The organism is Rugamonas violacea, assembly GCF_016461825.1.
Taxonomy (GTDB): Bacteria; Pseudomonadota; Gammaproteobacteria; order Burkholderiales; family Burkholderiaceae_D; genus Rugamonas.
Genome location: NZ_JAEMNU010000079.1, coordinates 1 through 21,045 on the forward strand (window position 1 = coordinate 1; position 21,045 = coordinate 21,045).

Annotated in this window: 14 protein-coding genes; 3 read left to right on the forward strand and 11 right to left on the reverse strand. The window is 65.7% G+C overall.

The window, feature by feature from the left end; genetic code table 11:
- Positions 1–387: 387 nt before the first annotated feature.
- From H7U20_RS15005 to H7U20_RS15055, 11 genes are all read right to left on the reverse strand, one after another.
- Positions 388–636, reverse strand: a complete 249-nt coding sequence (locus H7U20_RS15005) for a DUF6137 domain-containing protein (protein ID WP_199759960.1) — start codon at positions 634–636, stop codon at positions 388–390.
- A complete protein-coding gene (locus H7U20_RS15010; protein ID WP_199759961.1) occupies positions 633–2,276 on the reverse strand; it encodes a GMC oxidoreductase in 1,644 nt (547 codons plus the stop codon). The genes H7U20_RS15005 and H7U20_RS15010 overlap by 4 nt, the downstream gene beginning before the upstream one ends.
- A gap of 208 nt (positions 2,277–2,484) precedes the next feature.
- Positions 2,485–3,375 carry a phytanoyl-CoA dioxygenase family protein gene (locus tag H7U20_RS15015; RefSeq protein WP_199759962.1) on the reverse strand — a complete coding sequence of 297 codons (891 nt, stop codon included), beginning with the start codon at positions 3,373–3,375 and terminating at the stop codon, positions 2,485–2,487.
- A gap of 79 nt (positions 3,376–3,454) precedes the next feature.
- Positions 3,455–4,690, reverse strand: a complete 1,236-nt coding sequence (locus H7U20_RS15020; RefSeq protein WP_199759963.1) for a glycosyltransferase — start codon at positions 4,688–4,690, stop codon at positions 3,455–3,457.
- 5 nt (positions 4,691–4,695) lie between these two features.
- Positions 4,696–8,397: a hypothetical protein gene (locus H7U20_RS15025; protein ID WP_199759964.1), complete on the reverse strand. Its 3,702-nt coding sequence runs from the start codon at positions 8,395–8,397 to the stop codon at positions 4,696–4,698.
- Between the two features lie 40 nt (positions 8,398–8,437).
- On the reverse strand, positions 8,438–10,288 hold the full coding sequence (locus tag H7U20_RS15030; protein ID WP_199759965.1) for an ABC transporter ATP-binding protein: 1,851 nt from the start codon (positions 10,286–10,288) through the stop codon (positions 8,438–8,440).
- Positions 10,289–10,398: 110 nt separating this feature from the next.
- Positions 10,399–11,673: a DegT/DnrJ/EryC1/StrS aminotransferase family protein gene (locus H7U20_RS15035; protein ID WP_199759966.1), complete on the reverse strand. Its 1,275-nt coding sequence runs from the start codon at positions 11,671–11,673 to the stop codon at positions 10,399–10,401.
- A 44-nt stretch (positions 11,674–11,717) separates the two neighbouring features.
- Positions 11,718–12,452: a PIG-L deacetylase family protein gene (locus tag H7U20_RS15040; RefSeq protein ID WP_199759967.1), complete on the reverse strand. Its 735-nt coding sequence runs from the start codon at positions 12,450–12,452 to the stop codon at positions 11,718–11,720.
- A complete protein-coding gene (locus tag H7U20_RS15045; RefSeq protein WP_199759968.1) occupies positions 12,449–13,696 on the reverse strand; it encodes an aminotransferase class III-fold pyridoxal phosphate-dependent enzyme in 1,248 nt (415 codons plus the stop codon). Before H7U20_RS15045 ends, H7U20_RS15040 begins: the two co-directional genes overlap by 4 nt.
- 1 nt (position 13,697) lies before the next feature.
- On the reverse strand, positions 13,698–15,560 hold the full coding sequence (locus tag H7U20_RS15050) for a hypothetical protein (protein ID WP_199759969.1): 1,863 nt from the start codon (positions 15,558–15,560) through the stop codon (positions 13,698–13,700).
- Between the two features lie 112 nt (positions 15,561–15,672).
- Entirely contained in the window at positions 15,673–16,818 is a 1,146-nt protein-coding gene (locus H7U20_RS15055; protein WP_199759970.1) for a 2-deoxy-scyllo-inosose synthase, read from the reverse strand.
- A gap of 294 nt (positions 16,819–17,112) precedes the next feature.
- On the opposite strand from H7U20_RS15055, the gene H7U20_RS15060 reads away from it, so the two are divergent.
- The 3 genes from H7U20_RS15060 (at position 17,113) to H7U20_RS15070 (ending at position 21,034) form a co-directional block, all read left to right on the forward strand.
- Positions 17,113–17,922 carry a response regulator transcription factor gene (locus tag H7U20_RS15060; RefSeq protein WP_233410778.1) on the forward strand — a complete coding sequence of 270 codons (810 nt, stop codon included), beginning with the start codon at positions 17,113–17,115 and terminating at the stop codon, positions 17,920–17,922.
- 65 nt (positions 17,923–17,987) lie between these two features.
- Complete coding sequence (locus H7U20_RS15065) at positions 17,988–19,358, forward strand: HAMP domain-containing sensor histidine kinase (protein WP_199759971.1); 1,371 nt, start codon at positions 17,988–17,990, stop codon at positions 19,356–19,358.
- 347 nt (positions 19,359–19,705) lie between these two features.
- Complete coding sequence (locus H7U20_RS15070; protein WP_199759972.1) at positions 19,706–21,034, forward strand: sensor histidine kinase; 1,329 nt, start codon at positions 19,706–19,708, stop codon at positions 21,032–21,034.
- The last annotated feature ends 11 nt before the right edge of the window (positions 21,035–21,045 follow it).

Here is a 21,045-nt window from a genome sequence, read left to right on the forward strand (position 1 = left end):
CTGCGCAAGCAAGGCCACAGCATGCTCGACGTGCTGTACCGTGCATTTATTGGCGATCCGATCATGCCTGCTGCATAGCGGCTGAACAGTTACGAAAAAACGTCATTCCGCATCGGCGGACCGCCGCGCAGGCGGGAATCCATGCTGCGCTGGACAGGATGCGGCGTATGGGTTCCCGCGTACGCGGGAACGACGAGTTTTAGAGGTGCCTTAAGGGCACTTCGAAAAACCACCAAATTGTCGTTCCCGCGTAGGCGGGAACCCATGCTGCGCCAATGGATATGCGGGGTATAGATTCCCGCCTGTGCGGCGGTCCGCCGATGCGGAATGACGGTTTTTCGAGGTGCCCTTAAGTTAAGCAGCACCGCGCGGCCCGATCCCGATTTGTCAGGCGATGATGTCCCCGCTGAGCTTTGCGTGCAGCATGCGCATCAACGCGTCGATGGAGATTGAACGCTGGCTCGACGTCAACATACCAAGATGAATGTCCAGCGCCGCTTCCAGCCGGCTGAAGATCTGTTCCCAGTCGCGGGTATCCAATGCCACCTCATCGAGCGCCACGATATCCTTGGGCTCCTCGCCGGTGACATTACAAATCGTGTGGATGATGAGTTGGCGCAGGAAGTTGGGCGTCATGACAGTGCTCGCTTTGGGAATAATATGCCGGCGGCAGAGCGATGCGGCACGCGCGAGACACTCGCCTGCCCCCTCGCCTCGTCAACGATCCGGCGAGCGATTCTCAAGGCATTGGCTTGGATCGTCAGGGTGGGATTTAGCCCGCCGGGATAAGGCATGTAACTACCGTCCACGACGTGGACGTTGTCCAGCGAATGCAGTTTGCCATCCCGATCCACCACCGAGGTCTGCGGGTCTTCGCCCGCGCGGCAGGTGCCATGCAGATGCGTGCTGCCCATGGTGAAGTTCGAGGCTTCGTGTTGAATATCGCGCGCGCCAGCGGCCTTCAGCCAGTCGGCTGAACGTTCCACCATGTAGCTCAGGCGCGCCAGATCCCGTGGGTCGGTGGTGTAATCGAGCATAATCTGCGGCAAGCCCCAACCGTCCGTGCGGCTGGACAGGCGGACCCGATTGCCAAGCGACGGATGATCCGCAAGAATAGTTTCGACGCGTAGCACCAGACCGTCGACCTGCAAGGGCGGCCAGTCGTCGTGCTTGGCTTCGTAGATCAGTCCGCCGACACCGGTCGGACAGCGCTCATCCAGATAGTGGTCGAGCACGCACACCGTCGAGAACGGCCCGCGATAACCAATTGGGTGGGCCTCGATTTGTTGCCGGTCCGCTTTCACCAGGCCCTGCGAATATTCGCTCAGCTTCATGCACAGCCCCCGGCCGACCAGATCATGCTCATTGCCCAGGCCATGTGGCGCAAAGGGCGTGACCGAGCGCAGCAGCAAGGCGGCCGTCTGCACCGCATTGCAGGCCAGCACGAAGCGCTGCCCCCGGATGGAGCGCACCTTGCCGGTCGCGGCATCCATACATTGCACCGCCTGCACACCATTGCGCGTTTCCTGCGTCAGCGCCACGGCCTTCACGCCAGTCAGTAGCAACAAGTTGGGGGCATCGGCCAACGGACCCAGCATGGCGTTCACCACATCGCGCTTGGCGCCGCGCGTGCACTGCGCCGAGATGCATAGCGAGCAGCAGTCGCACAGGCCGCGATCGACCGCCAACGGGGTTGGGCGGGGCGACAAACCCAGCCGGCGCGCACCTTCCCAAAGATGTTCCGCCGGCAGGCTCAAGGACTTCGGTGCCGGTCCCGCGCACGTGAAGCCCGAATAGTCGATGGACAGCCTTGACTCCATCTCCTGGTAAAAGGGCGCGAGGTCGGCGGCATTGATGGGCCATTTCACCGACAGGCCGTCGACCCGAATGCGCTCGCTGGGATCGAAGTCGAAGTCGGTGTAGCGGAACGACGCGGCGCCATAGAACACGGTGCCGCCGCCGAGATTGCGCGTGCTCCACGGCCATCCCCGCTCGCTCCATCCCTGCGCATCATTGCCGGCCAAGGCGGGAACGGCGGCGGCATCGACGGCGGCGTTCTCCGCACCGGCCTTGAGCCGGGCCCCCTCCTCCAACAACAGCGTGCGAAGCCCGGCACGAACGAAGGTTTCCGCCGCAACGGCACCACTGGCGCCGCTGCCAATGACGACCACGTCGAATGCGTCCTCGAACAGGATTTCCGATTGCAGTCCGTGCACGTGCGAGCTACCCAGGGCGCGCTGCTCAACGAATGGCGCAAATGAAGAGGAAGAAATCATGCTGTTGGATCGTCCTTTGGCGTTGTTGCATGGAGGAGCAAAGAGCTGAGGTGCCTATGCATGATGGCATCAAAAACAATGTGCTGAAAATAAAACAAGCTCACTTGACAAATCTTATGAAAACTCGCGCGGCCCATTGGCGACGTGCCGGATGGTGGCAAGCGGCCCCATCCTGCATGGCGCCGGCCCGCCCGCGACCGAGCCCACTTCAATCAAATTCGGCTTCCCGCAAGAAGGACTTCCGGTCCTCGTTTTGCTCCGCCTTCAGCATCCACTCAGCGCCCATGAGTTTGCCGGCTTGCCCCCGTCCCAGCACCGTCAATGGATCCTCGAATCCGTTGACGTAGCCCAAGGCGAATGCGCCGCACTGGTAGCCCATCAGGCGCAGCAATTCGTCCGGCAGGGTGCGGGCGATCTCCGGCGGGCAGGAAAGAAACTGGTTCTCCTCCTGCCGCAGCCAGCCGAGCGCGTAGGTCAAGTTGAGCGCCGAGCGGACTCGGTCGGAGCGATTGTCGCCGCCGCCATGGTAGACCTTGCCGTCATACACCAGCACCGAGCCCTTTTCCATCTCTGCGGGAAAACTGGCGGCGATCTCGAATTCAACGCTGCGCCCTGCCCGGTGGCTGCCGGGCACGACGCGCGTGGCGCCCATCTCCTCGGTGTAATCGGTCATGGCCCACAAGGTGTTGCACTGCACGTGATAGTCGAGGGGGAAGGGGAACATGTCCCAGGCCACCTCGTCCTGATGCAGCGTCTGTGCCTTGGCGCCGGGATGAATCGACACGACTTGCGTGCAATGGATCTGAAAGGTCGTGGCGTGGGACAGAAGGCGGCGGCTTGTCTCCAGAATGGTCGGGTTGAGGATCAGCTCGCGCGCGCCCGGCGAGCGGGCGATCAAGCCGCCGGTGCGTTTGGTCCGTCTGCCGAGAATGCCGTCCGGCCCGAAGGGGGTGAGCGCCGTGTAGGGTTCGAGTTCGTCGGCGATGCGATCCATGCAGGCGCCGGGCACGAGCTTGTCGATGATGGCGTAGCCGTGCTGGCGCAGGCAGTGCTCCACTTCCGATGCGGAAGCGGTGTTGGCAAGATGAATTAGCGACATGCTGGGTTCCTTTGTGGCCGGCTGTTTTTTTGGTAGTCCCCTTGCCGGCGCCGCGCGACCGAGGACGACCCGGCGGCGCTCACGCCTTGGCCGGTTTGGTGGAGTTCATTTGCGCCGACCGGTAAAGCTCCAAGGTTCGGGCGACCATCGCCGATGGGGTGTAGCGCTGTTCGATATAGGCCCGCAGCCGAGCCGGATCGGTGATCTCCGCATGCAGGCCGGCCAGCACCTCCTTGACCCGTGCGATCATGGCGGCCGTGTCTTCCGGTGCGATGAGTAGATCCGGCGTGACCCCGCCCAGAATTTCCTGCAGACCGCCAACGGCAAAGGCCACCACCGGCACGCCGGTGGCCAAGGCCTCGATGCTGGCGCCGCCGAACTCCTCATACAGCGACGGCATCACGATCAGACGGCAGGCCGCCATCGCCAGCGGCACCTCATGATTGGGGATGAAACCGGTAACCGTCACCCAGTCTTGCAGCCCCGCCCTGTCGACGGCGTCGCGCAAACGATCGCCTTGCGTTCCATCGCCGACGATCAACAGCTCGCAGCCTTCTTCGCGAAGGGCGGCGGCGAGAGGGATGAGATGCGGCCATCCCTTTTCCTTCGCGATCCGGCCGACAAAGCCCACCGTTCGTCGCCGCAGACCATGGCGTTGGCGGAATTGGGCCACCTCCTGAAGCGGCGGCGGCGCGAACTGTGTGGTGTCGACCACATCGGGAACGATCTCGACGCGGCGGGCACTCTGCGCCAGCACCGTGGCGGTTCGTTGGGTCAAGGCCATCACCGCGAAGGCCGCGCCGACGGCTCGCTGCTCCAGCCACCGGGCCAGCCGGTGTTGCAGCATGTCGAGCCAGGAATGCGGGGTGTAGACCGCGAGACGGGAGCAGTGCACCGTCAGTATCAATGGCCGTCGCAGCAGGCGAGGCGCGAGCCAGGCCACCAGTAGCGCGGGAATTTGCCCGTCGAGGTGGGCATGGAGGACATCGAAGTCCTGCCGGCGCGCTCGCCGAAGCAGAGCATACAGCGTGGCGACGGCCCACGACTGGGTCAGGCCGACCAGGCCGCTGAACTCGGAGCGGATGCGCGGCATGGGCAGCATCATCAGCTCCACCCACAGAAACGGTTGCAACTGACGTCGCTTGGGCAGCCCGGGGAAACCAATTGTCATCACATGTTGATGAATCCCGGCTTGCGCCAGCCAGACCGCCTGCCGCCAGGTCTGCACCTGCATGCCGCCGACCGAATCGTAGGCACTTGGCCATGCTTCGGCGTCCGGGTGATGGAAAAAGGGTGTCAGCTTGAGGATTTTCATACGCATCAAGCTTTCGCCAACGGCTGGGGGCGTTCCTGCGCAAGCGTCGACCAGGAGTCGACCGTCGTCCAGTCAATGCCTCGTTCCAGTTCGAACCGGTAAGCCGGCCCATGCGTCGAGATGTGTGCCTGGATGGCCCGCTCCGTGGCGACGCTATGGCCCCACGGTATCGTGTCCATGCCCTGCAGCAGACGCCCCAACACGGCCGGATCGATGCGCTCACCGCAGTGAGCGACCAGCAGGTGTTTCGCGCGCCGGAAGCGAACCCCGGTGTCGGCCAATTGCTGGGCCAGGGGCACCGCGCCACAAGCCGCCAGCGCGATTTCGGGCGCGTGCCGCACGATCAGCGCCGGCACGCCGGACAGCGCCGAGCCGCCCGCGGCCGCGACCCGCCGCAGTTCATCCGCCAAGTCCGCGCGCTTGAACAGGCAAGCCGCGATCAGGTCGTGACCGACATGAAAGACCTCGCGCCGGGCGAGTCCGGCAAGCGCCTCGCTTGGCCACCTGGCGGCCAGGAAGAGACTGGCCTGGCGCAGATACTCGTAGCGAGCGGGCCAGCGGCCGGCGTCGCCGGCGCAACCGTCCAGCCAGTGCGCGTAACTGTCGATCAGCGCCCAGCAGCGTTCGAAACCGCCGCGCAGACAGCGCAGAATCAGGCCACGCACCACGCCGCTCTGCGCGATCGCGCTGACCGCCGAGGACAGCGGCGCGGTGTGCAAGGCGACGTATTGCGAGGTATCCTCAAGCACTGCCCGATAGTCGACCAGCGTCGTGATCGCCGACTCCCAAGCCGCGCCGTGCAGGCGCTCGGCAAAGCCGTCGACGGCGTCGTTGTCGACGTACGAGAAATCGTACGAGGCGTCGAAGAGGAAGCGCGTGGCGACCACAAAGCGCCTGAGATCCTCATGCCGCCAGACGCCTGAAGCCGGCACGCCGAGGCGGATGAACAAAGTCCAGGTGCCCAGCACCTGCTCGCGCCGCACCGTCAACGTCGGGAACAGCCAGCTGCGCAACCGCTCCAGGAACACCTCGAACGCCAGGATTCGCGCGATCTCGTCGCTCGGGCAATCGGGCGGCTCGGTCCATTCCACCGTGATCTGCTGGGGCGTGAACACATAGCTGGCCTTGTGCGTTCCCATCGGGATCTGGATCTCCAGCAGCTCCCGTTCGAAACGCAGAACCTTGGTCGCACGACTGCTGAACGTCGAGCAGAAGTGTTCGAGCGCCCGCACCCGTTGCGGCAGCCGCCGCGTGTCCAGTCGCAGCCCCGCCAGGGACCACTGGTGCAGCAGATTGTGCAGAACGTGCGGGTTCTCGTAGCGCGGCGCGGCCTCGCCGGCAGCCAGGATGGCGTCAAACTCGAACCGCCAGTTGCGATCCTGTATTTCGAACGACGCGGGAAGCGCTTCATCGTGCCACTGCCGCAGCCAGCTCTGAAAGCGCCGGAGCACCACCGCATCACGCTCGGACAGCGTCCCAACGCTCAGGAAGGCGAGCCATTTTTGCATCACCACGAGGTAGCGTTGGTAGCCTGCCGTATCGCCCTGCTCCACGGTACGGGCCAGCAGTCCCTTCAACGAGGCGTCATAGGTCTCGATCAGCGATCCCCTGATCTGCTCGGCGACGCTCTCCAGATCGACCTCGCGCAGCACCCCGCGCAGGCTGGAATAGGCGGTATTGAGCTGCTGTGAAATCTGCGCCACCGCGTCGCCGCCCGACACAATGCCCCGGAACGATGCCGCCGCCTTCAGGAACGCCTCGACCGGCGCGAGCACCGGGGGATGATCCAGCACCTGCCGGGCCAGCAGGACCATACTGTGGATCGGCAATCCCAATGAACGGATGGACGCCATCGACCTGGCCGACAAACCGCCTTTGAAGGCGAGCGCCAGCGCCGCCAGGTAGGCAAGCTTCTCGTCCGTCACATACACCGGCAGCCGGGCGCATTCCGCGCTGACCAGCGCCACGCTATCCAGGATGAGCAAGGCGTTGTCGTGCTGCCGCGCGGTCAATTGCCCGGCGGCCGAATCGAGCAAGCTGCCCAGCGTCTCCGGCGGGACCCAGGACGCCGCCGCTTCGCATTCCAGCAAGGCCATCACGATCCGCAAATCGGCGCTATCGACGAGCGGGCCGGTGCCGGACGACAGCGCGGACAGCGCCGGCAGCGCGCGCCACGGCTGGTCCCGCGACAGCTCGACGGCGCGGGCATAGGCCTGGGCGAATTCGCTCAGCGCGGACAGCCCGCCGGCATAGCCCGCATGGCGCGAGCGCCCGATCTGCGCCAGCAGCGACGGCGACTCCACCACGCCGTCGGCGCGCTGCAGCCACAACGCCGCGCTCGGCTGTTCGCTGCGCGCCAGCAGGCGTTCCTTGACCTCCCTGGCCAATGCCAGACGGCGCAGCCCGGACAAGGCCGCGCTGCATTGCCGCGCCAGTTCGCCACCGGCCGTCAGCACCTCGTCCGTGAAGACGAGGGCACAGTCGTCGGGCAACACCAGCTCCCTGCGCACCTCGCTGCGGATCGATCGCAGCATCGTCAAGTCGCCCAGCAGGCAGGTGCCGCGATCGAACACAACGCAGTTCGCGCCGCTCGGCACGCGCCGCGTGTCGATTCTGACGCAGCTGACCTTCTGCTGCCGAAACATGATGCCCGCATGTTCCTCGGCGCTGCCTTCGTCCACCATCACCACCGCCACGTCGGCCTGCTCCCGCGCATCCAGGGCGAGATACTGACGCCAGGCGCTCATCAGGTCCGGCGCCACCAGCCCACGGCCGAAGGCTGTCGCGCCCAGCATCAATAGGCCGGCTTCCACCACGTCGTAGTGGCGGGCCAGCTCGTCGTAGCATTCGTCGGTCAGCGCGGCCCGCTCGCGGAAGGCGGTGTCGGCATGCGCCGGCCGCGCCTGCAGCAGACGCATGCGGCGCACCGCCGTCTCGCGCAAATGTCGCCCGCGCCAGAGCCTGAGGTCGGTGGCGGCGGGACGCAAGGCCAGGGTGGTCGCCCGTGCGCCGGTGTTCTGCGCGCTGGCAAAGCCGAAGCCGAGCGTATGGGCGACGTTCATCAACTGCCGGTTTCGCGGCATGATGGTGGTGACGGAAACGAAGCCCAGCGCCGTCTCCAGGCCCCATTCGCAATCGATCGCCGCGAAGTCGAAAATCTCCATCAGCTCGGCACATACCGCCTCCATGCGGTCGAGCACCGCCGCTTCCAGATACGGCGAGTGGGCGGGCCCGACGTCATCGGCCACATCGATCTTCAGCAGCGGCTGCACAAAGCAGGCGATGGCGTCGACATCAAGGCATCGGCCCGCAAGCGCCTGTTGACGCCGGGCATGCTCGGTCGATCCGCTCAGCGCCACGGTGGCAACGCATTGCATCAGCTCTTCCGGCCTCAGGCAGATCAGGCTGTCGTAGCCGCCGGCATTGACGTGCTCCGTCATGTCCTCGATACCCGCACTGCGCACGATCCAGGGCGCCGGCCCGCAGACTTGCGCCACCCTCTGCGGCAGGCCAGGAAACGCCTGCTCCAATGAGGCGATGTAGGCCGCCAGCGCCGCCGCCCCCTGCGCCTGGCCAGCCGCCGCCGCGACCGCTAGCGCAGCGATCGGGAAGATGGGCAAGACCAGATCGCCCAATGCTTCGATCTCGCGGATGCGCAGAAGCCGCTCAAGCTTGGGTTGGTAGTACTGTTCTTCGACTGTAGTCATAGTATGGGTTCGCAAACTCTGATGATTCGGTTCGGGGCCGTCAATGGACGGCGCACTCCGGCTCGGGATTGCCCAGGAAGCCACCGCTCTGGTGGGCCCACAAGCGCGCATACAGGCCGCCTTGCGCCAGCAGCGTCTTGTGGTCGCCTTGTTCGACCACCCGGCCTTCGTCGAGCACGATCAGCCGGTCCATCGCCGCGATGGTGGACAGCCGGTGCGCGATCGCGATCACCGTCTTGCCTTCCATCAGCCGGTAGAGGCTTTGCTGGATGACGCTTTCGACTTCGGAGTCGAGCGCGCTGGTGGCCTCGTCGAGCAGCAGGATCGGCGCGTCCTTCAACATCACCCGCGCAATCGCGATACGCTGGCGCTGTCCGCCCGAAAGCTTGACGCCGCGCTCGCCCACATGTGCCTGGTAACCATGGCGGCCACCGGCGTCGCTCAGAGTGTGGATGAAATCGTGCGCCTCGGCGCGCCGGGCGGCCGCCTCGATCTGCGCCGGCGTGGCGTCGGGCCGGCCGTAGGCCAGGTTGTCGGCCACCGAGCGGTGCAGCAGCGAAATGTCCTGCGTGACCATGCCGATATGGCTGCGCAGCGAATCCTGCGTGACGTAAGCGATGTCCTGCCCGTCGATCAGAATGCGGCCCCGCTCCAGGTCATGAAAGCGCAGCAGCAAGTTCACCAGCGTCGACTTGCCGGCGCCCGAGCGGCCGACCAGGCCGATCTTCTCGCCGGGCTTGATGGTCAGGCCCAGGTCGTCGATCACCCGGCGTCCCGCATCGGCGTAGCGGAAGCTCACATGCTCGAAGCGCACCTCGCCACGCGGCACGTCGAGCGCGGCGGCGTTGGGCGCGTCAAGCACGATGCGCGGGCTGGACAAGGTCTTCATGCCGTCCTGCACCGTGCCGACGTTCTCGAACAGGCTGGTCATCTCCCACATGATCCAGTGCGACATGCCCTGCAGCCGCAAGGCCATCGCGGTGCCCGCGGCGACGGCGCCGACGCCGACCACGCCCTGCGACCACAGCCATAACGCGGTCCCCGTCATACCGATCGTCAGTCCCATGCTCAGCAGGTGATTGACGATCTCGAAGGCGCTCACCAGCCGCATCTCGCTGTAGCCGGTGTGCATGAACTCGCGCATCGCCTCGCGCGCGAAGCCGGCCTCGGACTGCGTGTGCGAGAACAGCTTGACGGTGGCGATGTTGGTGTAGGCGTCAGTCACGCGGCCGGTCATCAGCGCGCGCGCGTCGGCCTGCACCTTGCCGAGCTTGCCCAGGCGCGGCACGAAATACAGCAGCGCCGCGATGTAGAGGCCGAGCCAGATGACGAAGGGCCAGACCAGTTGCGCGTCGAGCACGCCCACCATGATGATCATGGTGGCCACGTAGACGCCCATGGCGACCAGCACATCGGCCAGGACGAAAATGGTTTCGCGCACCGCCAGCGCGGTTTGCATCACCTTGGCCGTGATGCGGCCGGCGAACTCGTCCTGGTAGAAGGCCATGCTCTGCCCCAGCATCAGCCGGTGGAAGTTCCAGCGCAGCCGCATCGGCAGGTTCACCGTGAGCGTCTGGTGCTTGACGACGGTCTGCAACGCCACCACCACGGTGCTGATGACCATGAAGGCGGCCAGCCACAGCAGGGTGTCGCCGCGCTCGGCCCACAGGCGCGACGGCACTTGGGTGCCGAGCCAGTCGACGATGCGCCCGAGCATGGCAAACAGCAGCGCCTCGAACGCCGACATGATCGTGGTCAGCAGCGCCATGGTGGCGATCTTGCCGCGCACGCCCTGTGTGCAGGCCCACAGGAAGGCGAAAAATCCTGCGGGCGGCGGCGGCGGCTCGGCGATGGGAAACGGATAAAGTAGTTTTTCGAAAAATCCGAACACGGTATTAGCCTCTCAGAGAGTGCGCGGCTGTTGCCACAAGCGCATCCAGATTGCGGAAACGGACGAGACATGCAAAAACCATGCAGTGGACGGGCAGCTTCCGCGTCCGCTCAAGCACAACGCAAGTCGCTCGACTTGGCCACCTTCGCGAAGGCGGCGGCCACATGCTCCATCGCGGCCGTATTTGCCAACAGCATGCGATGCGGCAGTGCGATGCAGGAGCGGGAGAATGCTTGCGCCACGGGCAAGTGGAAACGGGACGGATCGATCTCCTCGGTGTATCCCCGGCCCAGCTTGAAGCGCTTGCGCGAGGCCGGTTGGTACAGCCGATTCTGGTTCAGCGCGCTGTACATCGTCTTGCACGGCAAGCCGATCTCGGCGGCCAGCGCGGCGGCGAACCGCTCGACGCCCTGCGTCTCGACGATCAACTGCGGCAGGCGGACCACGTAGGTGTAATGCGCCCGCGCCGTGGTGCCGGCGGCGCTCGCTTGCGGCGAGAAACCGAGGGAAAGCAGCAGACCATCCAACACAGCGGCATTGCGACGGCGCAGCGCCAGTTGCTCGTCGAGCATCTCCAATTGGGCCACCAGGATGGCCGCGTGAAACTCCGAGAGACAGTAGTTGTTGCCCATGATTTCCGCCGTCTCGACCAGCGCCATCTCGTCGAGCCCCGGCGGCTGCGCGGACAGTGTGCGGCCGTCGGCGCGCAGATGCGCCAGGCGGCGCGCCAGGCGCGCGTCGTCGGTGATCACCGAACCGCCCTCCCCGCTCGTCAGCAACTTGCTATGCTGCATGGAGAAGGCCGCCGCGCTGCCGAAGCGGCCGACATGCCGATCCGCATAGCGGGCGCCGTGCGCCTGGGCGCAATCTTCGATCAGCGGGATCGCGTGCGCATGGGCGATCGCCACCAGGCGATCCAGGTCGGCCACCGCCGATCCCAGATGCACCACGGTGATGGCCCGCGTGCGCGGCGTAATGGCGCGTTCGAGCGCCGCCGGATCCAGGCAGCCGGTGTCCGGCTCGACGTCGGTCAAGACGGGGATGGCATTGATCCCCAGCACCGCCGAGGCCGAAGCGACCCAGCTCACCCCCGGTACGATCACCTCGTCGTGCGCGCCGACCTCGCAGGCCTCCAGCGCCATGCTCAAGGCGGCGCTGCCGGTCGAGGACGGCACACAAAACCCGGCGCCGGTGTACGCCGCGAAGGCCTGGCCGAAGCGCTCTTCCCACGACGCCTGCCCACGGTACTGGCCGCTGATGGACCAGCGATGGCTGTTCAGCACCTCGTCGAGGTTGCGCCGCGTGCTTTCGGTGCTCTGCGGCCAATTCGGCCAATTTCCTTCAAACACAGCGGTCCCGCCGTGAATTGCCAGCTTGTCCAACATGGATACCTCCATTCATCATGGTTGATGCGGTCTGCGGTGGGGATTCAATTGACGCGGCACCACAGGCGCTCCGCGTAGCGCGCGCCGCCCTTGCCGACCCGGCCGGCATGCAGCAGCATCTCGGCAATGGTCGCCTCGCTCGTCTGGGAACGGTAGCCCCACATGTCCGCGCACTTGCCTTCCAAAACGATCTCGATGTCGGCCGTCACCTTGGGCACCAGGCCTTGCGCGCTCAGTTGCCTGTCGAGCTCGGCCAACGGCAGGCCGGCGCTGTAGGGCAGGTCCTCGTAGTAGAGAACTTCGACCCGTTCCAGCGCGTCGGCGGCGAGCCGCACGATTTGATGATCGACATGTCCGCCCAGGCCGCACGGCGCCAGCACGATATGCGGCAGCAGACGCGCCACGGCGTCGCCGATCAGCTTCACGATGTCGGCGGTGCGCGGGTCATCGGCGGCGGCGGCGGCGCTCAGTTCCGTCGCTTCGTCGTAGCCCATCAAGAAGCTGTCCGGACAGGGCAACAGGGCGTAATCGATGCGCCGCCGCGCGCAGTAAGCCCGATCCTCCTGCTCCCGCACGGCCGATACCGCATCCGCCGACTCGGCACAGAGCGCCTGTGGCAGCGCCCAGCCACTGCGGCCGAAAACCGTCATCAGCAGAATGTCCGCCTGCGTGGCCAGGCGCGCCACGATGCCGCCGATCGAATAGGCGACATCGTCGGCGTGCGGCGACAGCAGCAGGATCCGGCGGCCCTTCAACGCTTCCAGGGAGGGCGGGTTCATCGCTCTTCCTCGATCCATTGCATGGCCTGGGCGGCGGCAACGATGTCGCTGGCCCCGTCCATCATGCAGAAGGCGGCCTGGAAGCGTCGCCGCGGGCTGACCGGCGCCAGCTCGCCCACCGCCGCCTGGCGCCTGGTGGCCGCCAGCGCGGTCTCGAAACGCTGCAGCAATTCGTCCAGCACATCGGCGGTGGCCAGCGAGACCGCCTGATTGTCGCCTTCGTATAGCAGCAGACCGGCCGCCGCGCAATTCGCGTACACGACTTGGTCCATGGCCTCCGTTGCGGCCACAATCTGCAGCATCGGGCCGTCACCATAGATCTCGATCGGCAGCTCGCTCTGCCGCACGCGCTGGCGCATCCCGGCGGCCAGCGCGGCGCCGCATTGAACCAGCCGCTGGTAACCGTCGTGCCGCGCCATGTAGTCCAACGTGGCCAACGCGGCGACGATCGGGACCGTGTCGAAGTAGGCGGTGTAGGTGAATTCCTGCGCCGAGGCCATCACGTCGGAGCGGCCGACCAGGCACGACAGCCGGTGGCCGTTCGCCAGTCCCTTGGCGAAGGTGTACAGATCGGCATGGAAGCCGACCGCCTGGCGGAATGGCGACGCCGGCATCGAGCGATAGCCTTGTTTGACATCATCGCAGCACAGCAGGACGCCCTCGCGCACGGCGATCTGCGCCAGCCGGCACAGTGTCTCCGCCCGCAGGTGGACATAGTCCGGCGACAGGATCACCAGGGCCACCTGGCCACGGTGGCGCTTGAGCAGTTGTTCGAGCAGTTCCGGCACGAAGTAAAAATCCACCACGCCGCTGGCATTCGGCGCCAGCAGCTCGTCGGCGCCGACCCAATAGTCGCCCCAGCCGTGATAGCCGGCGCTGGCGACCAGATGCCGGCCGGTGAACAGCCGCGCGACCTGGACGGCGGCCCGGCAGGCCTCCGTGCCGGTGCTGAACAAGGCCATGCTGGCGTCGTCCATGCCGACGTCGTCGATGATCCGCTGGCTCAGTTCCTCGTGCTGATTGCTCCAGCAGGTGGCCGATGCCTGGCCGCTCTGCAGATGATGCGTGATCGCCGCATTCACCGCCGGGTGGTGGTGCCCGAGGGTGACGCAGCCCTTGCCGTTCATCAAGTCGATGTATTGCTTGCCGTCCGAGAGGGTCACCTTGGCGCCACTGGAACTGAGGGCGCGCAGCCGGGGCTGTGCGGTGTAGATGTTAGTGACGATGCGATGCGGTTTGTCCATGTCATTTCCATGAAGAGGGTGTGTCGAGCCCAGCCAATTCCAAGCTTGTCTTGATTAACTGCTGGAAGTCCTGGCACAGGGCGCCGCGGCCGGCGTCGCTGAGCGTTCTCACGCTTCGCACCCTGGCTTCGGCGATCATCAGCGCCGCCAACGATAAGCTTTCCTGGACGCTCGAATAGGCCAGGTTGCACAGCGAGGCGAGATGCCGGGCATCGGCCAGCGCCAGGCGGTTCTCCAAGGCGAAAGCGGCCAGCTCCAACTCGGGAAAGCTGACGTCGCCCCAATTCGCTTCCTGTTGAAAGCGGTGCAGCCGCCCTTGCCGGTCGACCTGCCAATGCCAGTCGCCACAGGAATAGCGCAGCGATGAACGAATCGCCTTGCCCGTCCGCCCGGGCCACGGCGCCGGCTGCGCCAGCAAGGCGTTCAATGGCTCCGGCACCTGTAGCAGGGGATTGCCGCCGCATCGTTCCCGCATGAGCTCGACGATGGCCGTCCAGCGGGAGCCGAGCGCCATCAGCATCGGGCTGTAGGGCGCGTGCGCGACGACTTGCCGTGCCTGCGCGGTCAGGCAATTCGCCGCCTGCACCAGCAAGTCGCCCCGCGCCGATGGGCTGGCGGCGTGAAACTGCTCGCGGAACGGCCGTGCGGCGCCGATATCGAGCGTGACCGCATAGCCATCGACGAACCAGGCCGGCGGCGCACCGTCCATCTGCCGCACCCGCTGGAACTCGGCCCGACCGAACACCCCCGCACCGACGAAACGCAGGTGCAACAAGACCTTGCCGTCAGCGCCGCAGATCTCCAGCGGCGTCTTGCGCGGGTTCACCAACGAGCGGCGGCCGTTCAGAACCCCTGGGGCATTCCACGGCAGCCAGGCGCGCCCCAAGCCGTAGCGCGCCTCGCCTTGCGGGCAGCGCAATTGCAATCGCAGTTGGGCCGGGAGCGCGGGCAGGCCAGGCGTGTCCCGCAGTCGGGCGATGAATCCAGGATGCTCCGCCGGCAGCAGGCATTGCCACAGCCGTGGCGGGCGACCGTCGCGCACGATCACGGCAGGCGGGTTTGCCGGCCCCGGCCGCGCCGCCGCACCGCGCCAGAGCTTGCCGACGCTGGAGAAGTACAGCTCGACGCCGGGCGCGCGCAACAGTGCCGCCACCCCGTCCATCGTCGCGCCGCTATCCGGCTGGTCGTCCACCACCACCACCACCGGCATGCGGCGGCGGCCGAGCCAGGCCTGGGCGGTCGGCAAGCCGTCCACGGCCGCGCCGCCGACCTGCGGGCGCACCGTGCACCAATGCACATCGGCGACACCCAGTCCGCCCAGCACGGCCTTCCAGAGCGGCGCGAGATAACTCCCGCCGGTGCGGATGCCGACGATCAGGACGGGCCGCTCAAGCCCCACCTGCCCGCTCAAGCGCCGGCCGTCGCCGGCAATCAATTCAAGATCCGCCAGGTCGTAACCGCAGCACTCGGGCATCGGCAGGTGCAGTAGCTTGCCGAGGGCATCGGGCCCTGCGTCCCCGCGCAGCGCGACATGGACCGACGCGGGCTCATCTGCGGGCTCATCTGCAAGCGCGGGCGTTGCCGCCGCCTTCCCCAGCAGCGCCTGTGCGGCGTGATCGGCCTCGCCTTCGGCGCGGCGCAACTGCCGCTGGATTTCCTCGCTCGTCGTCAGCATGAGCGCGCCCTCCGATGTGCCGACCGCCAGCAGGTCGGCCCAGAATTGCACGGCGGCGCAGGCCACCAGATAGCGGTCCATGGGACCCTGGCCGGCGGCGCGCAAGCGGCCCAGCACCTGTCCGACATCGATGTGTATCAATCCCGCCAGGCCGGCGCGTGCCAGGTGGGGCATGAGAAGGTCGTTCATGCTTGCCCGCCACGGCTGGGCCGTTCGCTGAACGTCCGAGGCGACTGGCAGCGATCCGGCGGGCGCGCAAGGGGCTGCGCCGTGGCGCGCCGCGAGGCGAGGAGCGCGGCTGTCACAGCCCCTCCTCCTCTAATGCGACATTGACGACCTCCGTCAAGCAGTCCTCAATACAGGACTGAATCAGCGAGGCGTCGACCAGCACCAAAGGCCGCTCGGCCGGTCCGGCCGGAACGCCCAGCCCCTGCAGCAAGATCATGGCCACTTGGTCGGGGCGAGCGGACAGGTAGCCGCGCTTGTTGTCGGTGCGCAGCAGTGCCATCACCGCCGCGATGGTGACCCCGGCCGGCAAGCGTATCGTCAGTCCGTTGCGCTTCAGCAGCCGATGGTGCAGCTGCAAATCGGCCTCGCTCAGCAGCCCGAGCCGGCTGGCCACCTCCGCCGCCACGACCATGCCGAGGCCGACCGCTTCTCCATGCGGCACGCGGCCGTGCGCCGCCAGCTCGATGGCGTGACCGACCGTGTGGCCGTACTCGAACACCAGCGCCTGCTTGCGCTCGTATTTGTCGAGCAACATGACCTTCTGTTTGGCCAGCAGTCCCGCTTCGACAATCAGCATGAACTCCGCATTGGTATAGCTCGCGTTCGACTTCAAGCCACTTTCAAGCATGGCGATGTTCTCGGTCGCCACGGTCAAGGCGTTCTTGATGATCTCGCACATGCCGGAGCGGATTTGCGCCGCCGGCAAGGTCTGCAAAAAGTGCAGATCGATCAGTACCGCCGTCGGCTTGTGAAAACAACCCAGCAGGTTTTTACCCTGGGACAAATTCACCGCCTGCTTGAGCGAGGCCACCGAATCGGCCGCGGCGATCAAGGTGGTCGGCACATGCACCAGGCGCAGGCCGCGAAACAGCAAAGCCGCCGTCAATCCGGCCAGGTTGCCGATCAGCCCGCCACCAACGGCGACGATCACACTGCGCCGGTCGATGCCGGCCCGCACCATGTCCTGCGCCAGATGCTCAACGGTTCTCACCGACTTCGTCGCTTCGCCATCCTCGACCACCCAGAGGCTGGCCGGCGCTTCCGCCGCGAGCTGATCGAACAATGCGGTCGCATGCAACTCGCTGACGGTATTGTCGGTGACCAGGTGATAGCTCGACGCTTCAAGTTCGCACAGATTAAATATGATCTCGTCGACACAGCGAGCCCCGATCCATATGGGATAGCGCTCGTTTTCGAATTGGAGTTGCAGCTTACGCATAGGACCCTTTCATCTTTTCAAGGACGCGGCTTCTTGGCCGAATTCGGCGCGGCTGGCGGCATGAAGCGGTACATCAAAATGCCGATGCATGATGGCAGAAAAAGCAACACGCTTTGAGCAAAGGAAGGGAACTTGACAAATCTTATGAAACGCTTCGCCGCCGTCGCCGGCCCGCCCCCATGAACAATTTCCGCTTGTGTTTGAAGTGTGCGCAAAAACAAGTTACACTTAAAGTAATATTATTCTAAATATAATTTTATATTTATTGCAATACCGCGTTGGAGGAAGGCACTGATGAATTCCCACCAAATGTTGACGCACTCCAAGGATGGCGTGCCGCCCGCCGATAGCCGTAGCGCGATCGCCTCGGTGCTCCTGGTCGACGACGACATCGGCCTGGGGCAGATGCTGATCGAGTACCTGGCCGGCGAAATGATCCAGTTACAGACGGTGCAGGACGGCTGGATGGCCCATGAGTTGTTGCGCGCGCCGGATCACGGCTTCGAGCTGCTCTTGCTCGACGTCACGCTGCCGGGCCAAAGCGGCTTCGACATCCTGCGCCGGCTGCGGCAGAACTCGGCGCTTCCGGTCATCATGATGACCGCCCGCGCCAGCGAAGCCGATCGCATCGCCGGACTCGAACTCGGCGCCGACGACTACCTGCCGAAACCATTCAGCCCGCGCGAACTGCTGGCGCGCATGCGTGCCGTGTTGCGCAGAAACGGCGGAGCGGCGATCCGGCAAGCGCCCATGCCCTCCGCCGGCGCCGCACCGGCGCCTGAGCTGTTGCAGGTGGGCGCGTTGAGCTACCCCGCGCATGGTTTGGAGGTGCGCGTCGACAGCGGCGTCGTGCGCCTGACCAGCGTCGAGGCGCGCCTGCTGAAAATATTGATGCGCTCGGCCGGCCACATGATCGGCCGCGAGCAACTGACGCTGTGGGCGCTCGGGCGAAAATTGCAACCGCAGGACCGCAGCCTCGACACCCACGTCAGCAACCTGCGGCGCAAGCTCGGGCTGACGGCGAATGCCCAGGGACTGCCGGAGCTGCGCAGCGTGCGCGGGCTCGGCTACCTGCTCACCGCGACCTGCGGCGCAGCGGCGTGAGAGCGCTGGCCGGCTTGTTTGAGAAGTCGCTTTTTCTGCGCATCCTGGCTTGTTTCTGGCTCGCGATGGGGCTCATCACCTTGCTCGGCATCGCCATCACCAACCTGGTCGCCTCGGCGCGCCACGACTCGCTCGACGACGTCGAACCCGCCACCTTGGCGTTGCAGGCGGACGCGCTGCTGCGTCAGGGCGGGCTGCCGGCGCTGCGCCGCTGGGCCAAAGACATCCACGACAAGCATGCCACGCTGAGGGTCTACGTGGTCGACCACGACTGCATCGATATTGCGCAACGGCGGACGCAAACCCGCATCTGCTACCGCATCACGGCGCATGCCAAGAAGCGCGATTTCACGCTTGAAAACGGCGGCACGCCAACCACGACGACGCCGGCCGGCCACCCCTCATCGTGGTGGGACGTGCATGACCTGAGCGCGCCGGACGGCAGCCGCTATATGCTCACCTTCCTGCCGTTCGACTCGCCGCACGTGGATGCCTTGCGCGACTCCGGCCTGCTGCCCTTCCTGCTGCTGGGCGCGTTCGCCATGAGCCTGCCGCTCTGCTGGCTGCTGGCGCGATACATCGACCATCCGGTGCGGCAGTTGGCCTTGGGCGCGCGGGCCTTGGGCGACGGCCATGCGCCGGCGCGCATCGACGTTCGCCTTCTCAAACGCAACGACGGCCTGGGCTCCCTGGCGCGCGCCTTCGGGCACATGGCGGAAAACCTGGCCGACCATCTGCACTCAAGGGAGCGCCTGCTGGGCAATGTGTCGCACGAACTGCGCTCGCCGTTGGCGCGCCTGCGACTGGCGCTTGAACTGGCGCGGCGCAAAACGCCGCACGCCGACGCCCAACTCGATCGCATCGAGCAGGAGTGCGCGCACATGGATAGGATGGTCGGCCAACTGCTGCTGCTGGTCCGCTTGCGCCACGCCCCCGCCGACCTGCCGGAGCCGTTGGACTTGCGCGACGTGGTGCAGCAGGTGGTGGCCGACGCGCGCTTCGAAGCCGGCGCCCGGGGACACAACATCGACTGGCGGCGGCCGGAGCATGCGCTACCGGTATTGGGGGTGCCGCTGCTGTTGCGCAGCGTGCTGGAAAACGTCATGCGCAACGCGCTGCGCCACGGGCCGGCCGGCTCGACGATTGCGGTCGCGGCATGGCGCGACGCCGCCGGCGTCGTGGTCGAGATCGGCGACGAAGGCCCGGGGGTGGCCGAAGCCGACCTGGCACGGCTGTTTCAGTCGTTCTTCCGCGCCGACCGGACGGACGTGCTGGGCCAGACCGGCAGCGGCCTGGGCCTGGCCATCGCCGCCACCGTGATACGCCAACACGGCGGCGGCATCCAGGCCCGCAACCGCGCGGAACGGAGCGGATTGATTGTCCGCACCGCATTGCCGGCGCTGAGCACCGACCACGCGCCGTCGGTATCCGGCTAAACCTGTGACTGGGTAGCAAATAGCTAGGGCCGCGCGCGGAACTGCGCCCACTCTCGGCTGGCCGACACGAACCGGTGGATATCTGCGCTCCGCCACACATAAGCCCCTCTAGTTGTGCGCTATCCGGCCGGCGATTTAGCCGCGCAGCGCCACTCACACGGCGACGCCAACGGTGCGGCGATTTTTAGCGCGTCGGCGTAGTCGAATCCTGTTATATTGAATCTATACCTCCTCCTTGCCACCGGCCTGTTCGTCATCCAGTCCTGTTCGGCGCCAATCTGCGAGTCCGCTCAGCGGCATGCATCACGTCACCCATCACGCTGAGTTGCTGTCTTTGGAAAGCGCACATGCATACCAGCGGATTTGGCGAGGGCGGTAACGACCGCCCGGGGCTTTCGAGCGGGCACACCGAATACGCGCGGCAGGCCAGCCTGCTCAAGACAGGCGCCTTGCAAGACGCGATCTTCAATAGCGCCTACTTCTCCAGCATCGCCACCGACGAACGGGGGGTGATTCAGATTTTCAACGTCGGCGCGGAACGCATGCTGGGTTACAAGGCGTTGGACGTGCTGAATCAGATCACGCCGGCGGATATTTCGGATCCACTCGAACTGATCGCCCGCGCCGCCGCGCTGAGCGAGGAGCTGGACACGCCGATCTCACCGGGCTTCGATGCGCTGGTGTTCAAGGCCTCGCGCGGCATCGAGGATATCTACGAACTCACGTATATCCGCCAGGACGGCAGCCGCTTTCCCGCCATCGTATCGGTGACGGCGCTACGCAACGTCCACGACGACATCATCGGCTACCTGCTGATCGGCACCGACAACACGACCCGCAAACGTTTTGAGCGGGCGCTGGAGGATAAAAACATCGAGCTGGAGCACGCCAGCCGCATGAAATCCGAATTCCTGGCCACGATGTCGCACGAACTACGCACGCCGCTCAACGCGATCATCGGTTTTTCCGAGGCGCTCAAGGACGGCCTGATGGGGGAAACCTCGGCGCTGCAACACGAATCGATCGACGATATTTTCACCAGCGGCCAGCATCTGCTGTCACTCATCAACGATATCCTGGACCTCTCCAAAGTCGAAGCCGGCATGATGGCGGTGGAACTAGAGGCGGTCGACCTGCAAAGCCTGCTGCAGAACAGCCTGACCATCGTCCGCGAAAAAGCGGCGGCCCAGCATATCGGGCTCGAACTCGACATGGGGGCGGACCTCGGCATGGTGCAACTCGATGTGCGCAAGACCAAGCAGATCGTCTACAACCTCCTGAGCAACGCCGTCAAATTCAGCGCCGGCGGCGGGCCGGTGCAATTGCGGGCGCGCCACGTCGCGCGCGACGCGGTCGGCATACTGGAAGGCGATTGGCCGACGCATCGTTTCCCCCAGGCCGACAATGAATACAACGACTTCGTGGAAATTTGCGTCAGCGACCACGGCATCGGCATCTCGCAAGACAACATGGGGCGACTGTTCCAGGCCTTCAGCCAGATCGATAGCAGTTTGGCCCGCAAGTTCGAAGGCACCGGCCTTGGCCTGGCCATGGTCAAGCAGTTGGCCGAGCTGCAGGGAGGCGCCGTGGCGGTGGCCAGCGCGGAGCGCAAGGGTTCGCGCTTTGCGGTATGGCTGCCGCTGCGGGCCGCGCCACACGCCGCCGATCCGGCCTGACGGGAGAGCGC

Excerpts from the sequence above, each read along its gene's own strand:
- H7U20_RS15005 (WP_199759960.1), bottom strand. The coding sequence starts at position 636 with ATGACGCCCAACTTCCTGCGCCAACTCATCATCCACACGATTTGTAAT.
- H7U20_RS15010 (WP_199759961.1), bottom strand. The coding sequence starts at position 2,276 with ATGATTTCTTCCTCTTCATTTGCGCCATTCGTTGAGCAGCGCGCCCTG.
- H7U20_RS15015 (WP_199759962.1), bottom strand. The coding sequence starts at position 3,375 with ATGTCGCTAATTCATCTTGCCAACACCGCTTCCGCATCGGAAGTGGAG.
- H7U20_RS15020 (WP_199759963.1), bottom strand. The coding sequence starts at position 4,690 with ATGAAAATCCTCAAGCTGACACCCTTTTTCCATCACCCGGACGCCGAA.
- H7U20_RS15025 (WP_199759964.1), bottom strand. The coding sequence starts at position 8,397 with ATGACTACAGTCGAAGAACAGTACTACCAACCCAAGCTTGAGCGGCTT.
- H7U20_RS15035 (WP_199759966.1), bottom strand. The coding sequence starts at position 11,673 with ATGTTGGACAAGCTGGCAATTCACGGCGGGACCGCTGTGTTTGAAGGA.
- H7U20_RS15040 (WP_199759967.1), bottom strand. The coding sequence starts at position 12,452 with ATGAACCCGCCCTCCCTGGAAGCGTTGAAGGGCCGCCGGATCCTGCTG.
- H7U20_RS15045 (WP_199759968.1), bottom strand. The coding sequence starts at position 13,696 with ATGGACAAACCGCATCGCATCGTCACTAACATCTACACCGCACAGCCC.
- H7U20_RS15050 (WP_199759969.1), bottom strand. The coding sequence starts at position 15,560 with ATGAACGACCTTCTCATGCCCCACCTGGCACGCGCCGGCCTGGCGGGA.
- H7U20_RS15055 (WP_199759970.1), bottom strand. The coding sequence starts at position 16,818 with ATGCGTAAGCTGCAACTCCAATTCGAAAACGAGCGCTATCCCATATGG.
- H7U20_RS15060 (WP_233410778.1), top strand. The coding sequence starts at position 17,113 with ATGAATTCCCACCAAATGTTGACGCACTCCAAGGATGGCGTGCCGCCC.
- H7U20_RS15065 (WP_199759971.1), top strand. The coding sequence starts at position 17,988 with ATGGGGCTCATCACCTTGCTCGGCATCGCCATCACCAACCTGGTCGCC.
- H7U20_RS15070 (WP_199759972.1), top strand. The coding sequence starts at position 19,706 with ATGCATACCAGCGGATTTGGCGAGGGCGGTAACGACCGCCCGGGGCTT.